Below are 14,255 nucleotides of genomic sequence, written 5' to 3'. Positions count from 1 at the left end.
AAGCTGGCCGACCCTTCGGGCCCTAGCCCTGGCGGCTGCGCGCCAGTTTGTATTCCACCGCATCCACCAGCGCGCGCCAGGAGGCGTCGATCACGTCGGTGGAGACGCCGATGGTGGTCCAGGAGCTGCCGGCATCGGCTGATTCGATCAGCACGCGTACCTTGGCGGCCGAAGCCTGCGTCGAATCGAGCACGCGCACCTTGTAGTCGGTGAGCTTCATCTCGCGCAGTTCCGGGTAGAAGCGGTCCAGCGCGCGGCGCAGTGCGCGGTCCAGCGCGTTAACCGGGCCATCGCCCTCGGCGGCGGTGATTTCGTCTTCGCCGCCGACATGGATCTTGATCATGGCCGAGGAATTCACTCCGTTCAGGCTCGGCTCATTGACCATCACCTTGAACTCCTTGAGTTCGAAGGAGGGCGTGAACTTGCCCAGCATCTTGCGCACCAAGAGTTCGAAGGAACTCTCCGCGCTTTCGAACTGGTAGCCCTCGTGTTCGAGTTCCTTGAGGCGCTCGATGATGGCTTTCGTCTCGGCGGAATCCTTGGTCAGCGCCGGATCTACTTCGTTGATCTTGCCGAGGATGGTGGCGCGGCCGGCGACTTCGCTCATCAGGATCTTGCGGGCGTTGCCGACGGTGTCCGGCGTGATGTGCTCATAGCTCACCGGGTTCTTGTTCACCGCATCGACATGCATGCCGCCCTTGTGCGCGAAGGCGTCGCCCCCCACGTAGGCGGCCTTGTCGTTGTGCTCCATGTTGGCGACTTCGGAGACGAAGCGGGCCATGGGCGTGAGCGTGGCCATGTTGGCGGCGGGGATCACCTCGAAGCCGAGTTTCAACTGCAGGTTCGGGATGATCGCGCACAGGTTGGCGTTGCCGCAGCGCTCGCCGATGCCGTTGATGGTGCCTTGCACCTGGGTAGCGCCGGCCTGCACCGCGCGCACGGAGTTGGCCACCGCCAGCTCGCAGTCGTTGTGGCAGTGGATGCCCACCGACACGCCGGGGAAGCGTTCGACCACTGTGCGGGTGATCTCGAAGATCTCGTCCGGAAAGCTGCCGCCATTGGTGTCGCACAGGGCGAGGTTGTCCGCGCCGCCTTCCACCGCTGCGGCCAGCGCCTGCAGGGCGTAGTCCGGGTTGCTCTTGTAGCCGTCGAAGAAGTGTTCGGCGTCGAAGATGACCTCTTTGCCCTTGCCCTTCAGGAAGGCGATGGTCTCGCGGATCATGCGCAGGTTCTCATCCAGCGTGGTGCGCAGGATGGCCGTGGCGTGGTAATCCCAGGTCTTGCCGAAGATCGCCACGGCGGGCGTGTTGGCGCCCAGCAGGGACGCGAGCTGGGCGTCTTCGGCCGGGTTCGCGCCCACCTTGCAGGTGCTGCCGAAGCCGGTGATCTTAGCGTGCTTCAGGTTCAGCTCGCCCAGGCGGCGGAAGAACTCCAGATCCTTCGGATTCGACCCCGGATTGCCGGCTTCGATATAGGCAATGCCCAGCTCGTCGAGCTTGCGCACGATCTTGAGCTTGTCTTCCACCGAGAAGGAAATTCCTTGCGCCTGAGAGCCGTCGCGGAGGGTGGTGTCGTAGGCAAAAACCTTGGTATTCATGATCTTGGGGCTGGAGTTGCGGGGCGATCCGCCCGGAACGGCGGACCCGCGAAACTATCACAAAAGCCCTTTTTTCCGAAGCCGGGCAAGGGCTATGAGCCTGATTGGCAAGGGTGAGCCTGCGTTAAACTCGCCGCCATGTCCGATGCTCTGCCACCTCTTCGCACAGACTTCGCCCGCCAGGTCCGCCGTGAGCAGCAATGGGTGCTGGGCGTGTGTGCGCTGACTTCGCTGCTCGCGCATCTGGCACTGCTCTGGCTATGGCCGCAGCCGGGCGGGCGAGTGGGCGTAGCAAGCGTGAGTGCCCGCCTGCGCAGCATCACTGCAGCGCCGCAGCTGGATCCTCCTGTACTGGCGCTGCCCATGGCCGGAGTGAAGCCTGCTGCCAGCGCCGCCGCGCGGGCCGGATCTGCCCCGCTGCCTGCCGAGGAGGGCGGCGCCTCGCACCACCCGGCAGGTCGCGTCGCCCCACCGGACTTGAGCGATTACACCCCGGTCGAGCAGCTCACGAGCCGGCCGCGCTTTCTGATGGATATGCGTGAATATGTGCCGGCCTCGCTGGATGAGCACGAGGTCGGGCGCATCGTGCTGCAGGTGCTGATCAGCGAGGGCGGTGAGGTGGACGGGGTGGTCGTTGAAAGCAGTGAACTCAGTCCGCGCGGCACTCGCCGTTTCGTGCAGCGCCTCGATGCACTCAGGCTGGCGCCGGGGATGTTCGACGGTCAGCCGGTGAAGTCCCGCTGGCGCCTGGAGTTCAGCTTCGCGGCACTGGAGTAAGCGAAGCGCGGGTCGTCAGTGCGCGGCTGCCAGATCCGCCAGCTTCAGCAGCAGGCTGTAGGTGTAGGCCGGGAAAGTGTGCACATCCTCGTGGCCGGCTTGTGGCAACACGATCAGATCCGCCGCGGGATGCCCGGCCTTGAGTGCTTCGGCATGCTTCACGCTGACCAGTGTGTCCTGTGCGCCATGAATCAGCAGCACCGGTTCGCTGACCCTGGTCAGCCACTCATCGGTGCGCATCGGATAGCGCGTGGCGAACGAGGGCACCCAGGGGAAGTGGTCTTTCCCCAGCTGCACGAAGCTGCTGTAGGGCGAGACGAGGATCAGCTGGGCCGCTTCCACTTCGCTGGCCAGCTTGGTGGCGAGGCCGCTGCCGAGTGAGCGGCCATAGATCACGATAGGGCGGCCAGCGTATTCCGGCGCCACGGTGTCCCAGGCTGCGCGCACATCGGCATGCAGTTGAGCTTCACTCTCGATGTGGCCGGTGCTTTTGCCGAAACCACGGTAATCCATCATGAACAGGTCATACCCGGCGCGGCGGTAGAACTCGGTGCTGGGCAACCAGATATCCAGATTGCCGGCATTGCCATGCAGGAAAAAGATCAGGCCCTTGGCGTTTGCCTGCCGCAAGTGCAGGGCAGACAGTGTGGCGCCGGGCACTTCCAGCTTGCGCTCGAACACATCCGGTTTGTCGAAGCGGAAATCTGCAGGCAGCTTTACCGGGTAGAACAGCAGGCTCTCCTGGCGCGTCAGCATCACGGCGATAAGGGCAACGTAAAGCAGGCCGATTGCCAGCAGCAGAAGTGCGGCCTTGCGCAGCCATGGGCGGAGATTCGTGGCGGAAGGAGGGGGGCTCATGGCGAAGGGCCGGTCGGAAAACATGCATCTTATCGCCGGGGCCTGCTTGTAGGCGTGTCTGTGTCGTGCCACCGCAGCCAGAGTTGGCTTGAGCTGTCTTGATGATTCTTTAACTTTTTAGGGCTGCAGATGCTCTTTCGGGTGACGTTAAGTTACCAGGCTCCGCTAAGGGCGGATTTTCAATCCTGATGTCACTGAACGAATCACCATGTCGAAACTCATGGCGGCCTTGCTGGCCGCATTCTCTGCCGCGTCTTCTGCCGCGGGTCTCGAAAATCTTGGCCAACTCAGCCAGACGGAGTTCGAGCAACTCTCCGGCGACCTTGTTTCCGCGCTCAGCTACAAAGCCATTTCACCGGGCGATCCGCTGGGTCTGCTGGGGTTTGATGTAGCGCTGGAGGCGACCGCTACCCGCCTCTCCAATCCGGATGTCATGAGGGCGGCGGGTGGCCAGGGCTATCAGTTGTTCGGGCTGCCGAGGCTGGATGTGCACAAGGGCCTGCCCCTGGCGCTGGATGTCGGTGCTTTCTACGCTCCGGTGCCGGGGATGGACGCTTCACTCTACGGCGCCGAGCTGCGCTGGTCGCCCATGGAGGGGAGCCTGGTGTTGCCGGCGGTTTCATTGCGCGGGGCTTACACCGTGTTAAGCGGCTCCGAGCAGCTTGATTTCCATGCTGCCAATGCCGAAATCGTGGTCTCCAAGGGCTTCCTGTTCTTCAAGCCTTATGTGGGCGCTGGGCTGGTCCATGGCACGAGCACGCCTCTTGTCAGCGGGCTGGCTGAGGTTTCGCAGTGGCAGCGGAAATTCTTCGCTGGCGCGAATCTGAATCTGGGGCTGTTCAATCTTGCGCTCGAGATTGATCGTACCGGGCACGCCAACAGCTATAGCGCCAAGGCGGGTTTCCGTTTCTGAGCAGGCCCGGCCTGACGCCGGCATCCGGGTGGGGCTCAGAAGCCGTTCCCGATCTGCCTGCGAGGCCGTGATCAGGGCTTATGCGCTGCTCGGAATCCTCATTGATCAACATGAACTCCGGTTCCTGTGCGGCTCTTCACCCTGCTGACGGCCTCTCGCTATAGGCCGTGAACAGCTTCTCAGTGCTTGGGCGTGCGGCCCGGCTTGCGCGGCTTGCCGATGGTGGCCGCATCCTTGTGGGCCTGATCTAGGTTGCGCAAGCGCTCGTCATCATCATGGGTAATGAAGAAGCCCGCTTCCTGTGCGTCCATGACCTGTTTGATCGCGGTCGCGTCAGCGGTGCCGTATTTTTCAACGATCAGGGTGGTGACTTCGTCGAGGTATTGCTCGTAGGTCATGGGCATGGGGAAGTCCTGCAGGAAGAGGTGGGCTGGCGTAGGTGCGACTTCAGTCGCATGCCACGCGTGGGGGAAGCGAATGAAGTCGCCCTGGCGAAAACGTAACCTTGAGCATGAGGCTCAGAGCCTGCGCACCTTCACCGCCTTGCCCTTGATGCGGCCGGCGCCGAGTTTGCGGGCGGCATCCCCCGCGAGGCTGCGCTCCACCGCCACATAGGTGGTCTGATCGGTGACGTTGATCTTGCCGACCTGCTCGCGTGTCAAACCTGCTTCGGCCGCCAGCGCGCCCATCACATCGCCGGGGCGGATCTTGTCTTTCTTGCCACCGAGGATTTGCAGGGTGCTCATCGGTGGCAGCAGCGGGCTGTCGTCGGTTACGACCAAGGATTCCAGCGTATGCCATTCGGGCACGAAGTTGCTCATGCGGGCGATGTCGCCGACGCGTCGCTTGTCCGGTTCGCTCGATAAACTCAGCGCCCATCCGTTCTGATCAGCGCGGCCGGTGCGGCCCACGCGGTGCACGTGCACTTCGGGGTCCGGCGTGATGTCGACATTGATCACGCATTCGAGCTGGTCGATGTCTAGCCCGCGTGCGGCCACGTCGGTGGCGACGAGCACCGAGCAGCTGCGATTGGCGAAGCGGATCAGCACCTGATCGCGCTCGTGTTGCTCCAGCTCGCCGTGCAGGGTCAGCACATGGAAGCCTTCGCTGCGCAGTTGCTCGAACAGCGCCTTGCACTGCTGGCGCGTGTTGCAGAAGGCCAGCGTGCTGGTCGGGCGGTAGTGTCGCAGGAGCTGGCCGACGGCTTTCAGGCGATCGTCATGCACGACTTCGTAGAAGCGCTGACGGATCTTCTCGGGCTCGTGCGTTTCGGCCAGTTTCACTTCCTGCGGATGACGCAGGAACTGCGCGGCCAGCCTCGCGATGCCGTCTGGATAAGTGGCGGAGAAGAGCAGAGTCTGGCGGCCGGGCGGGCAGTGACTGGCGACCCAGCTGATGTCGTCGAAGAAGCCCATGTCCAGCATGCGGTCGGCTTCGTCCAGCACCAGAGTCTTGAGGCCGTCGAGCTTCAGGCTCTCGCGCTGGATGTGGTCCATCAGGCGGCCGGGTGTGCCGACCACGATGTGCGCGCCGTGCTCAAGGCTGGTCATCTGCGCGCGCATCGGCGCGCCGCCGCAGAGCGTGAGCACCTTGATGTTGTCCTGCGCGCGGGCGAGGCGGCGGATTTCCTGCGCGACCTGTTCGGCCAGCTCGCGCGTCGGGCACAGCACCATGGCCTGCACGCCGAAGTGGCGCGGGTTGAGGCGGGCGAGCAGCGGCAGGGCGAAGGCGGCGGTCTTGCCGCTACCAGTCTTGGCCTGGGCGATGAGGTCGTGACCCGCCAAGGCCAGCGGCAGGCTGGCGGCCTGGATCGGCGTCATCTCGAAGTATTCGAGCTGCTGCAGAACGGCTAATTGTTCGGGGGCGAGGCCGAGTTCGCTGAAGCTGGCCATCGCGCTTACTCGAAGTCGCGCTTGCGCGGCGGCTTGAAGGAGCCCGAGCGTGCGGCGGCCGGACCCTTCTTGATGCCGGTGCGGGCGGTGAATTTCTCGGACTTGGTCGGCGGTGGCAAGCTGGCTTGCCAGACCTTCACAGCTTCGCCGACTTCGGCTGCGCTGAGTTCGATCTTTGGCTGATCGGCCGGCGAATCGAAATCCGTGAGGGCTTGCTTGAGTGAGAACACGCGCTCGCCCGCATCGCCTTTCTTGGGCACTTTGGCGAGCAGTGCCTGAGCGCCAGTGCTCAGGGTGTAGCCGCCATCTTGAGCCAGCAGCAGGCCGTGGGCCGAGAGGCGCGCGAAGGCGTCGCGCAGGCGGGCGGCGCCGGGCAGCTCGGGGCGCACCGAAGCCAGCGCGATGACGATCTCCTCAAGCGTGGCGGGGCGCCGCTTGGAGGCGGGCACAAGGGCCAGGAGCAGTAGGGCGTCGGCGTCGAAGATCGGATGCATGGTCATTTTCCTTGGATAGGGGCGCAGGGTAGCGGATGCGTGTCGGGCTTGTCCTGAAAATCTTGTCAGGCTTGCACTGGGGGACGACATATTTGCCTGTTTTCAGGATTTTCCGGCAGCCCTTGCCGCCTTGCTGCGGCAGGCTTTGCCGCTATTTCAGAAAGGCGTAAAACGGCGCAAAACCCGTTCGGGAAGGGCCTGCCTGACCGCTAAGATCGGCTCAACAAACCTTGCCAATGATTGTTTCGGGAGCTCTGAAAGTGCGTGCGTGCTGTTTGATTCCGGCCCTGCTGTTGAATGCCTGTGTGGTGATGACGCCGAGCCCGGCACTCAAGGCGCTGGAGCTGGCAACGCTCACCGTGAGTAATGCATCCGTGCTGCTGCCTAGTGAGCCCGACAGCCCGGTGATCCATGCTTATGAGCGCTTTGACGGCGCCTGCATCGAACTGAACCGCGCGGTTGCGCTGGCGGACTTTGTGCCAGCCCTGCAGGCCGAGCTGGAGAAAAACGGGGTCCGCAGCCGGGTGTATGAAACCGTGCTGCCCGAGACCTGTCGCCACTCGATTCACTACATGGCTCAGCTCGAATGGGGCAAGGCCCTGTTTTCCAGCGAGTACCAGCCCTACATGAGCGCTGCCCGCGTCGAGCTGCGCCAGCAGGGCCGGGTGCTGGCTGCTGCGAGCTATCGCCTGGGCATGATGGGATTCGATAAATGGGCCAGTACCCGCGAGAAGCTGTCGCCTTCCGTGAAGGCCATTGCCAACGGGCTCAGCGAACCTCGCCAGACTTCATCCAGCCGGCTCTCAGCGCCAGGCGCCGGCTCGGTGCAGACCGCGTTTTCCAACCAGCAAAAGGAGAAACCATGACGTCCATCAGTTCTGTCAGCGCCGCTTTCCGCGATCCGGTGAGCAGCATGCCGCGTGCGGCCCGCACGACCGAGAGCCCGAAGGCCGCCGCTGCGTCGTCCGCCGGCGTCAGTCCGGCCTCAAGCAATGTGGCCGCTGCCGGCAAGACTGCGAGCTCTTCGGCCGCCGCGATGATTGCGCCGGCAAGCCCCAATTCGGCAGAAGCAGGCGGCGGGCGTACGCTTGGAAGCGTCGTCGACTGCAAGGTGTGATCCGGCGCGCGCCTGACGCTTGCCACTTCTTATAGGCCCGTGGGCTGCCGCGTGTGCGGCGCTCGCGGGCTTTTGCATTGTGAGCCCTGCTTACCAGATGGTGAGGGAGTCGGTGAGCAGGCGCTGCAGACCACTGCGGCCTTCCGTGTCCTTGAGCTGGCCGGAGCCAAGCTGCTCCAGGCGGGCATCGATCACATCACTGGAGCTGACCGTGCGGCCGGCCTTGATATCGGCCGGATCCACCACGCCGGAAAAGCGCAGGGTGCTGACTGAACCATTCATGGCGATGCTTTTTTCGCCGGCCACGACCAGATTGCCATTGGGCAGCACATTGACCACCGAGGCGGCCAGCTTGCCCTGCAGCTTGCTGGTGTTTTCGGCTTTGCCCGAGCCCTGGTAGGAATCGCTGCCGCTGGCGCTGAGATCCGCGTTGATGATCTGGTTGATCAGGCTGCTCATCGTGTCCGCCCCACCCGGCCCTTTGGTGGCGACCTTGTTGGCGCGGCTGGTGGTGGTGGTGCTTTTGTTGCTGGCGCTGAGCGATTCGGAAATGTCGATCTTCAGGCTGTCACCGATGCGGCGCGGTTTGCTCTCTTCCTGAAACATCACCATGCCGTTCGGGTTGCCAGGCTGGAAGATCGAGCCTGGGTTCACGGTGCGCTCCACGCTGGCCATCTGGGCCTGCGGCCGGTTGGTCGTGGGGCCGCGCACCAGGGACGGATCCTGAGCGCAGGCACTCAGCCCGAGCAGGGTTGCGGCGGTCCATTGCGTGTATTTCAGGCCGCTGGTGGGGCCGGACAATCTGCTTCTCATTGCGCGCGTTCAGGGTGACACAGGCGCGTATTTTCCGATTCAGAAACGTTAAAAGGTGTTGTGGCCTTAAAAGACCGATCAAGATTCGCTCCCCCTGATGCGGCGCAATCTCGCGCAGCGCGTCAGGGAGCCTCGGCCGGCACTACGATGCGTAACTGGCCGGGCGGCAGGCGTGGGTCGAGGCGCGGCTCGAACAGGGCCGGGCTGGCGGACAGGGCGGCGCGCAGCTTGCTTAGCCAGGCCTGCACTTCGGGTGCGGCCGGTGTGGCGCTGAAGACCAGCCAGCTGTGGCTGGCGGGGCGGGTTGGCAGGCGGGCGGCGATGAGGGCGGGATCGTCCTGGAGGGAGGCCTCGATACGCGCCGGGCCAGCGCTGCTGGTGGATGGGGAGGCTGCCGGCATGGGGGCTGCAGGTTTGGCCGGGGGCGGCGCGGCGACGAGGGGCGCGGATCTTGAGGCCATAGGCTTCGGTTCAGCGAGTTGCTTTTCAGCCGCAGCCAAGGCGGGTGGCGGGGGGCTGGCCTCCTCCAGGCGCGGGGCGGGGGGCGCTGCTTTCCTTGCCGCCATCAGCGGGGCGGGTTGTGCATCGGCGAGCGGGCTGTGCTCGCGGAGCTGCTCGCTGCTAATGACTGGGGCGGCGGCCCGGTTTTCCGCCTGCTGAGCATGGATGGATTCTGCGGTGGACGGGTTGGCCAGTTCGATCGGTGTCACCAGATGTGCCGGCGGGCCGATCTCTTCGCGGGCCAGCTCGGGGGCCGGCGGTGGCGGGGCAGCGGGCAGGGCGGCAGGTGGTCTGATCGATTTTGCACGAGCCGCGCTGAGCGGGTTCTGCGGTTGATCCGGCTGAGCTTCAGCGAGAGGCTGGCGGGTCCGCTGGAAGGCTTCGAGCAGGGCCAGCTCGACCGAGGAGGGCGCATGCTGCTGCAGCCACTGGGTGCTGACCGCCGCCAGCACGGTAGCCAGTGCGGCCAGGCGTAGATCGAACCAGGAAAAGCCCCAGAGCACTGGTTTGCGGGCAGGCTTGGCTGCTCGTACCGGGGCTTTGCTGGCAGCCTGCGCCTGGAGCCAGGCTGCGGTGGCAGGCTGGATCGGCGCACCGAGCACGTCCTGTGGCGCTTCGCCTTGGGCAATCTGGGTCAGTACGGCCTCGCGGCGTGGCGCCTGGGCGGCCTCCAGCGTAGCGGCAAGCTGACCGAAACGGGCAGCCATCTGCGGCGGGGCTTCAAATGCGGCGGGGGGTATCTGGTTTGCGGAGGAGCGGCCAGAGGCCGCGCCTGCAGAAGCCTGAGCCGCCCGGGCGGCGGCGAGGAAGCGGGCTTCCAGGCTGGCCGGCGGCTCATAGGGCGGCAGCTCCCAGAGCAGGCCGGCGAGGCGGCCTTGACCGCGCAGGAAGTCTTCGCAGGCCTCGCTCACGTGGCACCCTCCAGCTCACGGCGCAGGCGGGCGAAGGCATAGCGCAGGCGGCTTTTCACGGTTTCGAAACCTTCGCCGACGGTATGCGCAACTTCTTCCAGACTCATTTCGGCAAAGAAGCGCAGTACCACCACTTCGCGTTGATTGGCGGGCAGGGCCAGCAGGGCTTCATGCACCCGCCCCAGATCCTGATGCAGGGCCAGTTCAGCCTCCGGATCGAGGTAGTCGGCGGGAATGTCGGGCTGCTGCTCGTCGAGTTCTTCGCGCAGGCTCTCGCCCGCTGAGCGGCGCAGGTCCAGCCACAGGTTGCGGGCGATCTGGAACAGGAAGGTGCGGAAGGCGGCCTGTGGGCGGTAATCGGCACAGCGCGTCATGAGCTTCTCCCAGCTGCGTTGGGCGATGTCTTCCGCCTCAGCGAGATTGCCCTGGCATTGCCAGGCAATGAAGTTGAACAGGGCGCGGTTGTGGCGGCGGAACAGCTCGGTGGCCGGTGCTTCGATGATGCCGCTGGCTACCAGCAGCATCAGGTCTTCATCGGGCAGGGCAGCGAGATCGGCGGGGGCGGCGGTGCTCATGGCGCGAGTATAGACCGCGCCTTTCCTCTTGTAGGCGCGGCCTCTGGCTGCGCGCGACTGGAAGCCTGCCCTGCGCTGGTCGAGGGATTGCTCGCTCCGGCATCGGCTCGCGCCCCAAGGCCGCACGCTTACTGCACCGGTCTCGTCCCCAGTGCCGTCGCCAGATCCAGCAGGCGCAGGAATTCACCACGGTAGCCGAAGCGGTCCTGGCCCAGATTCGTTGCAGCCAGCGCGCGCGCTTGCGCGTAGCCCCAGTCACCGGTGTACTTGCCGCCGCGCATAAGTTGGCCGACACCGGCCACGGCGGTGGCAAAGCGGAACTCGCTGCTGGCGGCGGCGAGCGGCTTGATCGCGCTGCGCTGGAGGGCGAAGTCAATCAGCTGGCTGCTGGAGGCTGCGGGCAGCTTGTAGCGCAGCTTGAGATGCCCCAGTTCATTGGCGAGTGGGCCTTCGCGTGGCGGCTGCGGTGCGTAGCGCAGGTCATCCACACTGGGCTTGCCCTCGACTAGGGTGAGTTCATACAGCGCTGTGACCGTATGCCCCGCGCCAATGTCGCCGGCATCGACCTTGTCATTGTTGAAATCCTCGCGTGCCAGCTGGCGGTTTTCGTAGCCGATCTGGCGGTACTCGCGCACCACGGCCGGGTTGAATTCGATCTGCACTTTCACATCGCGGGCGATGGTGGCGAGCGTGGACGTCATCTCGTTCACCAGCACCTTGTGGCCTTCCATCAGGCTGTCGATGTAGGAGTACGCCCCGTCGCCCACATCGGCAATCTGCTCCATCATGGCTTCGTTGTAGTTGCCTGTGCCGAAGCCCAGCGTGGAGAGCGAGATGCCGCTCTGGCGCTTTTCTTCGATCAGGCTTTTGAGCTGGCGTGTGTCGTTGAGGCCGACGTTGAAGTCGCCATCGGTGGCGAGCAGGATGCGATTGATGCCGTTCGGGATGAAGCTTTGCTGCGCAGCCGTGTAAGCGAGCTGGATGCCTGAGGCGCCCGCCGTGCTGCCGCCGGCACGCAGGCCATCGATGGCGGCAATGAGCGTGGCCTTGTCGCTGCCCGCAGTCGGGGGCAACACCACCTGAGTGCCCGAAGCGTAGGTGACGAGGGAAATGCGGTCCTGCGGGCGCAGTTCATTCACCAGCAGCTTCAGTGAAGACTTGAGCAGCGGGAGCTTATCGGGGCTGTTCATCGAGCCGGAAACATCGACCAGAAAAACCAAGTTGGCGGGCGGCAGGCTGGCCTTGGCTACATCCATGCCCTTGATGCCGATTCGCAGCAGCACCCGCTCGGAATTCCACGGCGCCGGCGCGAGTTCGGTGTGCACCGCAAACGGGCGGCCATCCTGTGGCTGAGCGTAGTCATACGGGAAGTAGTTGATCAGCTCTTCGACCCGCACGGCGTCGGCAGGCGGCAGGCGCCCGGCGTTCAGCATGCGGCGCACATTGCTGTAGCTGCCGGTATCCACGTCTATGGAGAAGGTGGAGACCGGGGCTTCCGCCACCCGCTTCACCGGGTTGTCTGTGAGCGCGCCATAGCGTTCGCGATCCGGTGCTGGCGCCTGCATCAGAATGGGCGCCGGCATGGCGATCATGCGGACCATGTCGGCGCTGACTGAGCGTGTTTCGGCCACTTTGGCGGCAGCAGGCGCGGGGGGCGCTGTCGGCGTTCTTGCCGGATCACTGGGGGCCTGTGTGTTTGTTGCAGTCTGTGACGAGGGTGGGTTTTCGGATTGGGTGCTGACGCAGGCTGCCAGGAGGGTGGCGAGGAGGGCGAATGCAAGGCGTGGCTTCATGTTCAGGCTCCGTTGAGGGGGTGAGACTGAAACGGGCGAGGCGATGAAACGGGGTTGATCCAGATCCAGAAATAGAGCTGGAGATGAACTTTTCTGGAACCCCGTCCGCAGAGTCCGGTCCCTTAAGCAACATCGATTTCATATCGGGCAGGAGTGTTTTAATGAATCTGGATATCAATGCAGCCGTCGTGCTGGCGTATTTCGCCTTCATGATCGGCATCGGTCTGGCTTTCCGGAAAATGGCCAGCAATTCGGCGAGTGACTACTTTCGTGGCGGTGGAAAGATGCTGTGGTGGATGGTGGGCGCCTCGGCCTTCATGACCCAGTTCTCCGCCTGGACCTTTACCGGCGCGGCGGGCAAGGCCTATAGCGATGGGCTTGCAGCAATTGCGGTATTCGTCGGCAACGTGATTGCGTATGCCGTGTCCTGGGCCTGGTTTTCGGCGCGCATGCGCCAGATCCGCGTGGATACGCCCACCGAGGGTGTGCGGCGGCGCTTCGGGCCGGGCAATGAGCAGTTCTTCACCTGGGTGATCATTCCGCTCTCTGTCATCAATGCAGGGGTGTGGCTCAACAGCCTGGCCATCTTTGTCAGCGCGGTATTCAAGGTGGATATCGTGCTGACCATCTGGGGCACGGGCCTCGTGGTGCTGCTGATCTCTCTGCTTTCCGGAGCCTGGGGTGTGGTGGCCAGTGATTTCGTGCAATCGCTGATCGTGGCTGTGCTGTCGATTGCCTGTGCGGTGGTGGGCTTGATCGCGGTGGGTGGCCCGGGCGAAATGGTGGCGAACTTCCCCGGCGGGTTTGTGACAGGGCCGGACATGAACTACCCGCTGCTGACCGTGGGAACTTTCCTGTTCTTCGTCGTCAAGCAGATGCAGAGCATCAACAATCTGCAGGAGTCCTACCGTTTCCTTTCCGCCAAGGATTCGCGTCATGCGCGCAAGGCTGCGTTGATGGCGCTGGGCATGATGCTGATTGGCTCCTTCATCTGGTTCGTACCGCCCTGGGTATCCGCTTCGCTGATGCCGGACGCAGCAAGCCTCCACGCGGTTGAACTGGGCGCCAAGGCTGCCGATGGCGTGTATCTGGCTTTTGCCGAGAAGTTCATGCCGCTGGGAACGGTCGGCCTGCTTCTGGCGGGCCTCTTCGCGGCCACCATGAGCTCCATGGATTCGGCGCTCAACCGCAACTCAGGCATTTTCGTACGCTCTTTCTTCAAGCCAATCCTGGCAAAGAAGCGGGATGTGACGGATGCCCAGCTGCTGCGCGTGGGGCAGCTGGTCACCATCGTCAACGGCATCCTGGTGATCCTGATGGCGCAGTTCTTCCAGTCGCTCAAGCATTTGTCGCTATTCGATTTGATGATGCAAGTGGCTACGCTGCTGCAATCGCCTATCTTGGTGCCGCTGTTCTTCGGCGTCTTCGTCCGTCGTACGCCGAAGTGGGCGCCCTGGGCCACGGTGGTGGTGGGGCTGTGCGTATCCTGGATGCTGGTGAGCTGGCTCAAGCCGGCGCTGCTTGCCGAGTGGCTGGGGATTGCCTTTACCAGGCGCGAGATGGCTGATCTCTCGGTGATGATCAACATCGCTGCGCATCTGGTGCTGACAGGCGGTTTCTTCTGCCTCACCACTTTGTTTTACAAGCGTGAGGAAACGCCGGTGCAGCGCGAGACGGACGCCTTCTTTGCCGATCTGGAGCGGCCGGAGCTGTCGGATGATCGACCTACCGAGGCCGACCTGCATCAGCGCAGCAAGCTGGGCCGTATCGTAACGGTTGGCGGTGTCGGCATGCTGGCTATGTTGCTGATTCCGAACCCCTTATGGGGGCGGATGACCTTCCTGCTCTGCGCGCTGGCTGTTTTGGCAATAGGTTTTGCGCTGACGCGTTCGGCCAGAATCGGGCGGCATGATCGAGAGGCGGATGTACCCATCCGGACTGTGGATGAGCGGATGACTGTGCAAGCGCTGCGCTGAAGCGCTTGCAGGATGATAGGGGCCGCCTTCGGGCGGCT

General features: G+C 63.9%; 14 protein-coding genes. 5 read left to right on the top strand and 9 right to left on the bottom strand.

Annotated features, from left to right (window positions below):
• Positions 1-22 precede the first annotated feature (22 nt).
• Complete coding sequence (gene cimA, locus C0V76_RS17245; RefSeq protein WP_173894014.1) at positions 23-1,597, bottom strand: citramalate synthase; 1,575 nt, start codon at positions 1,595-1,597, stop codon at positions 23-25.
• Between the two features lie 138 nt (positions 1,598-1,735).
• Between cimA and C0V76_RS17240 the strand changes: the two genes are divergently transcribed.
• On the top strand, positions 1,736-2,374 hold the full coding sequence (locus C0V76_RS17240) for a hypothetical protein (RefSeq protein WP_101944144.1): 639 nt from the start codon (positions 1,736-1,738) through the stop codon (positions 2,372-2,374).
• Between the two features lie 15 nt (positions 2,375-2,389).
• Here C0V76_RS17240 and C0V76_RS17235 read toward each other — a convergent pair whose 3' ends face one another.
• Positions 2,390-3,232 carry an alpha/beta hydrolase gene (locus C0V76_RS17235; protein WP_254048288.1) on the bottom strand — a complete coding sequence of 281 codons (843 nt, stop codon included), beginning with the start codon at positions 3,230-3,232 and terminating at the stop codon, positions 2,390-2,392.
• A gap of 208 nt (positions 3,233-3,440) precedes the next feature.
• Here C0V76_RS17235 and C0V76_RS17230 point away from each other — a divergent pair, with 208 nt between their 5' ends.
• Complete coding sequence (locus tag C0V76_RS17230) at positions 3,441-4,145, top strand: DUF6588 family protein (protein WP_101944142.1); 705 nt, start codon at positions 3,441-3,443, stop codon at positions 4,143-4,145.
• Positions 4,146-4,324: 179 nt separating this feature from the next.
• Here C0V76_RS17230 and C0V76_RS17225 read toward each other — a convergent pair whose 3' ends face one another.
• The 3 genes from C0V76_RS17225 to C0V76_RS17215 form a co-directional block, all read right to left on the bottom strand.
• Positions 4,325-4,549: a hypothetical protein gene (locus C0V76_RS17225; RefSeq protein ID WP_254048287.1), complete on the bottom strand. Its 225-nt coding sequence runs from the start codon at positions 4,547-4,549 to the stop codon at positions 4,325-4,327.
• A 114-nt stretch (positions 4,550-4,663) separates the two neighbouring features.
• A complete protein-coding gene (gene dbpA / locus C0V76_RS17220; protein WP_101944141.1) occupies positions 4,664-6,037 on the bottom strand; it encodes an ATP-dependent RNA helicase DbpA in 1,374 nt (457 codons plus the stop codon).
• Between the two features lie 5 nt (positions 6,038-6,042).
• Entirely contained in the window at positions 6,043-6,531 is a 489-nt protein-coding gene (locus C0V76_RS17215; RefSeq protein WP_101944140.1) for a hypothetical protein, read from the bottom strand.
• Between the two features lie 260 nt (positions 6,532-6,791).
• On the opposite strand from C0V76_RS17215, the gene C0V76_RS17210 reads away from it, so the two are divergent.
• Both C0V76_RS17210 and C0V76_RS17205 read left to right on the top strand, forming a co-directional pair.
• Positions 6,792-7,397: a cell division protein FtsI gene (locus tag C0V76_RS17210; RefSeq protein WP_143707454.1), complete on the top strand. Its 606-nt coding sequence runs from the start codon at positions 6,792-6,794 to the stop codon at positions 7,395-7,397.
• The gene (locus C0V76_RS17205) at positions 7,394-7,648 is read left to right on the top strand and encodes a hypothetical protein (protein ID WP_101944138.1); all 255 of its coding nucleotides are present in this window, start codon (positions 7,394-7,396) and stop codon (positions 7,646-7,648) included. The genes C0V76_RS17210 and C0V76_RS17205 overlap by 4 nt, the downstream gene beginning before the upstream one ends.
• Before the next feature lie 90 nt (positions 7,649-7,738).
• On the opposite strand, the gene C0V76_RS17200 is transcribed toward C0V76_RS17205, so the two are convergent.
• The 4 genes from C0V76_RS17200 to C0V76_RS17185 form a co-directional block, all read right to left on the bottom strand.
• On the bottom strand, positions 7,739-8,461 hold the full coding sequence (locus tag C0V76_RS17200; protein WP_101944137.1) for a flagellar basal body L-ring protein FlgH: 723 nt from the start codon (positions 8,459-8,461) through the stop codon (positions 7,739-7,741).
• Between the two features lie 122 nt (positions 8,462-8,583).
• Entirely contained in the window at positions 8,584-9,873 is a 1,290-nt protein-coding gene (locus tag C0V76_RS17195) for a hypothetical protein (protein ID WP_101944136.1), read from the bottom strand.
• On the bottom strand, positions 9,870-10,448 hold the full coding sequence (locus tag C0V76_RS17190) for a sigma-70 family RNA polymerase sigma factor (protein ID WP_101944135.1): 579 nt from the start codon (positions 10,446-10,448) through the stop codon (positions 9,870-9,872). The genes C0V76_RS17195 and C0V76_RS17190 overlap by 4 nt, the downstream gene beginning before the upstream one ends.
• A 128-nt stretch (positions 10,449-10,576) precedes the next feature.
• Positions 10,577-12,241 (bottom strand): VWA domain-containing protein, encoded by a 1,665-nt coding sequence (locus C0V76_RS17185; RefSeq protein WP_101944134.1) that lies wholly within the window; start codon positions 12,239-12,241, stop codon positions 10,577-10,579.
• A gap of 161 nt (positions 12,242-12,402) precedes the next feature.
• Here C0V76_RS17185 and C0V76_RS17180 point away from each other — a divergent pair, with 161 nt between their 5' ends.
• Complete coding sequence (locus C0V76_RS17180; RefSeq protein WP_216821787.1) at positions 12,403-14,217, top strand: sodium:solute symporter family protein; 1,815 nt, start codon at positions 12,403-12,405, stop codon at positions 14,215-14,217.
• The last annotated feature ends 38 nt before the right edge of the window (positions 14,218-14,255 follow it).

The sequence above is a fragment of the Uliginosibacterium sp. TH139 genome, assembly GCF_002855595.1.
GTDB classification, from domain to species: Bacteria; Pseudomonadota; Gammaproteobacteria; order Burkholderiales; family Rhodocyclaceae; genus Uliginosibacterium; species Uliginosibacterium aquaticum.
Note: the sequence above shows the minus strand (reverse complement) of the source record. Positions and strands in the feature narration are given on the sequence as shown.

What these genes read in the sequence shown, in the direction of transcription:
- dbpA (WP_101944141.1), bottom strand. Translation starts at nt 6,037, where the DNA reads ATGGCCAGCTTCAGCGAACTCGGCCTCGCCCCCGAACAATTAGCCGTT.
- C0V76_RS17235 (WP_254048288.1), bottom strand. Translation starts at nt 3,232, where the DNA reads ATGAGCCCCCCTCCTTCCGCCACGAATCTCCGCCCATGGCTGCGCAAG.
- C0V76_RS17180 (WP_216821787.1), top strand. Translation starts at nt 12,403, where the DNA reads ATGAATCTGGATATCAATGCAGCCGTCGTGCTGGCGTATTTCGCCTTC.
- C0V76_RS17190 (WP_101944135.1), bottom strand. Translation starts at nt 10,448, where the DNA reads ATGAGCACCGCCGCCCCCGCCGATCTCGCTGCCCTGCCCGATGAAGAC.
- C0V76_RS17185 (WP_101944134.1), bottom strand. Translation starts at nt 12,241, where the DNA reads ATGAAGCCACGCCTTGCATTCGCCCTCCTCGCCACCCTCCTGGCAGCC.
- C0V76_RS17200 (WP_101944137.1), bottom strand. Translation starts at nt 8,461, where the DNA reads ATGAGAAGCAGATTGTCCGGCCCCACCAGCGGCCTGAAATACACGCAA.
- C0V76_RS17225 (WP_254048287.1), bottom strand. Translation starts at nt 4,549, where the DNA reads ATGCCCATGACCTACGAGCAATACCTCGACGAAGTCACCACCCTGATC.
- C0V76_RS17215 (WP_101944140.1), bottom strand. Translation starts at nt 6,531, where the DNA reads ATGCATCCGATCTTCGACGCCGACGCCCTACTGCTCCTGGCCCTTGTG.
- C0V76_RS17205 (WP_101944138.1), top strand. Translation starts at nt 7,394, where the DNA reads ATGACGTCCATCAGTTCTGTCAGCGCCGCTTTCCGCGATCCGGTGAGC.
- C0V76_RS17230 (WP_101944142.1), top strand. Translation starts at nt 3,441, where the DNA reads ATGTCGAAACTCATGGCGGCCTTGCTGGCCGCATTCTCTGCCGCGTCT.
- C0V76_RS17240 (WP_101944144.1), top strand. Translation starts at nt 1,736, where the DNA reads ATGTCCGATGCTCTGCCACCTCTTCGCACAGACTTCGCCCGCCAGGTC.
- cimA (WP_173894014.1), bottom strand. Translation starts at nt 1,597, where the DNA reads ATGAATACCAAGGTTTTTGCCTACGACACCACCCTCCGCGACGGCTCT.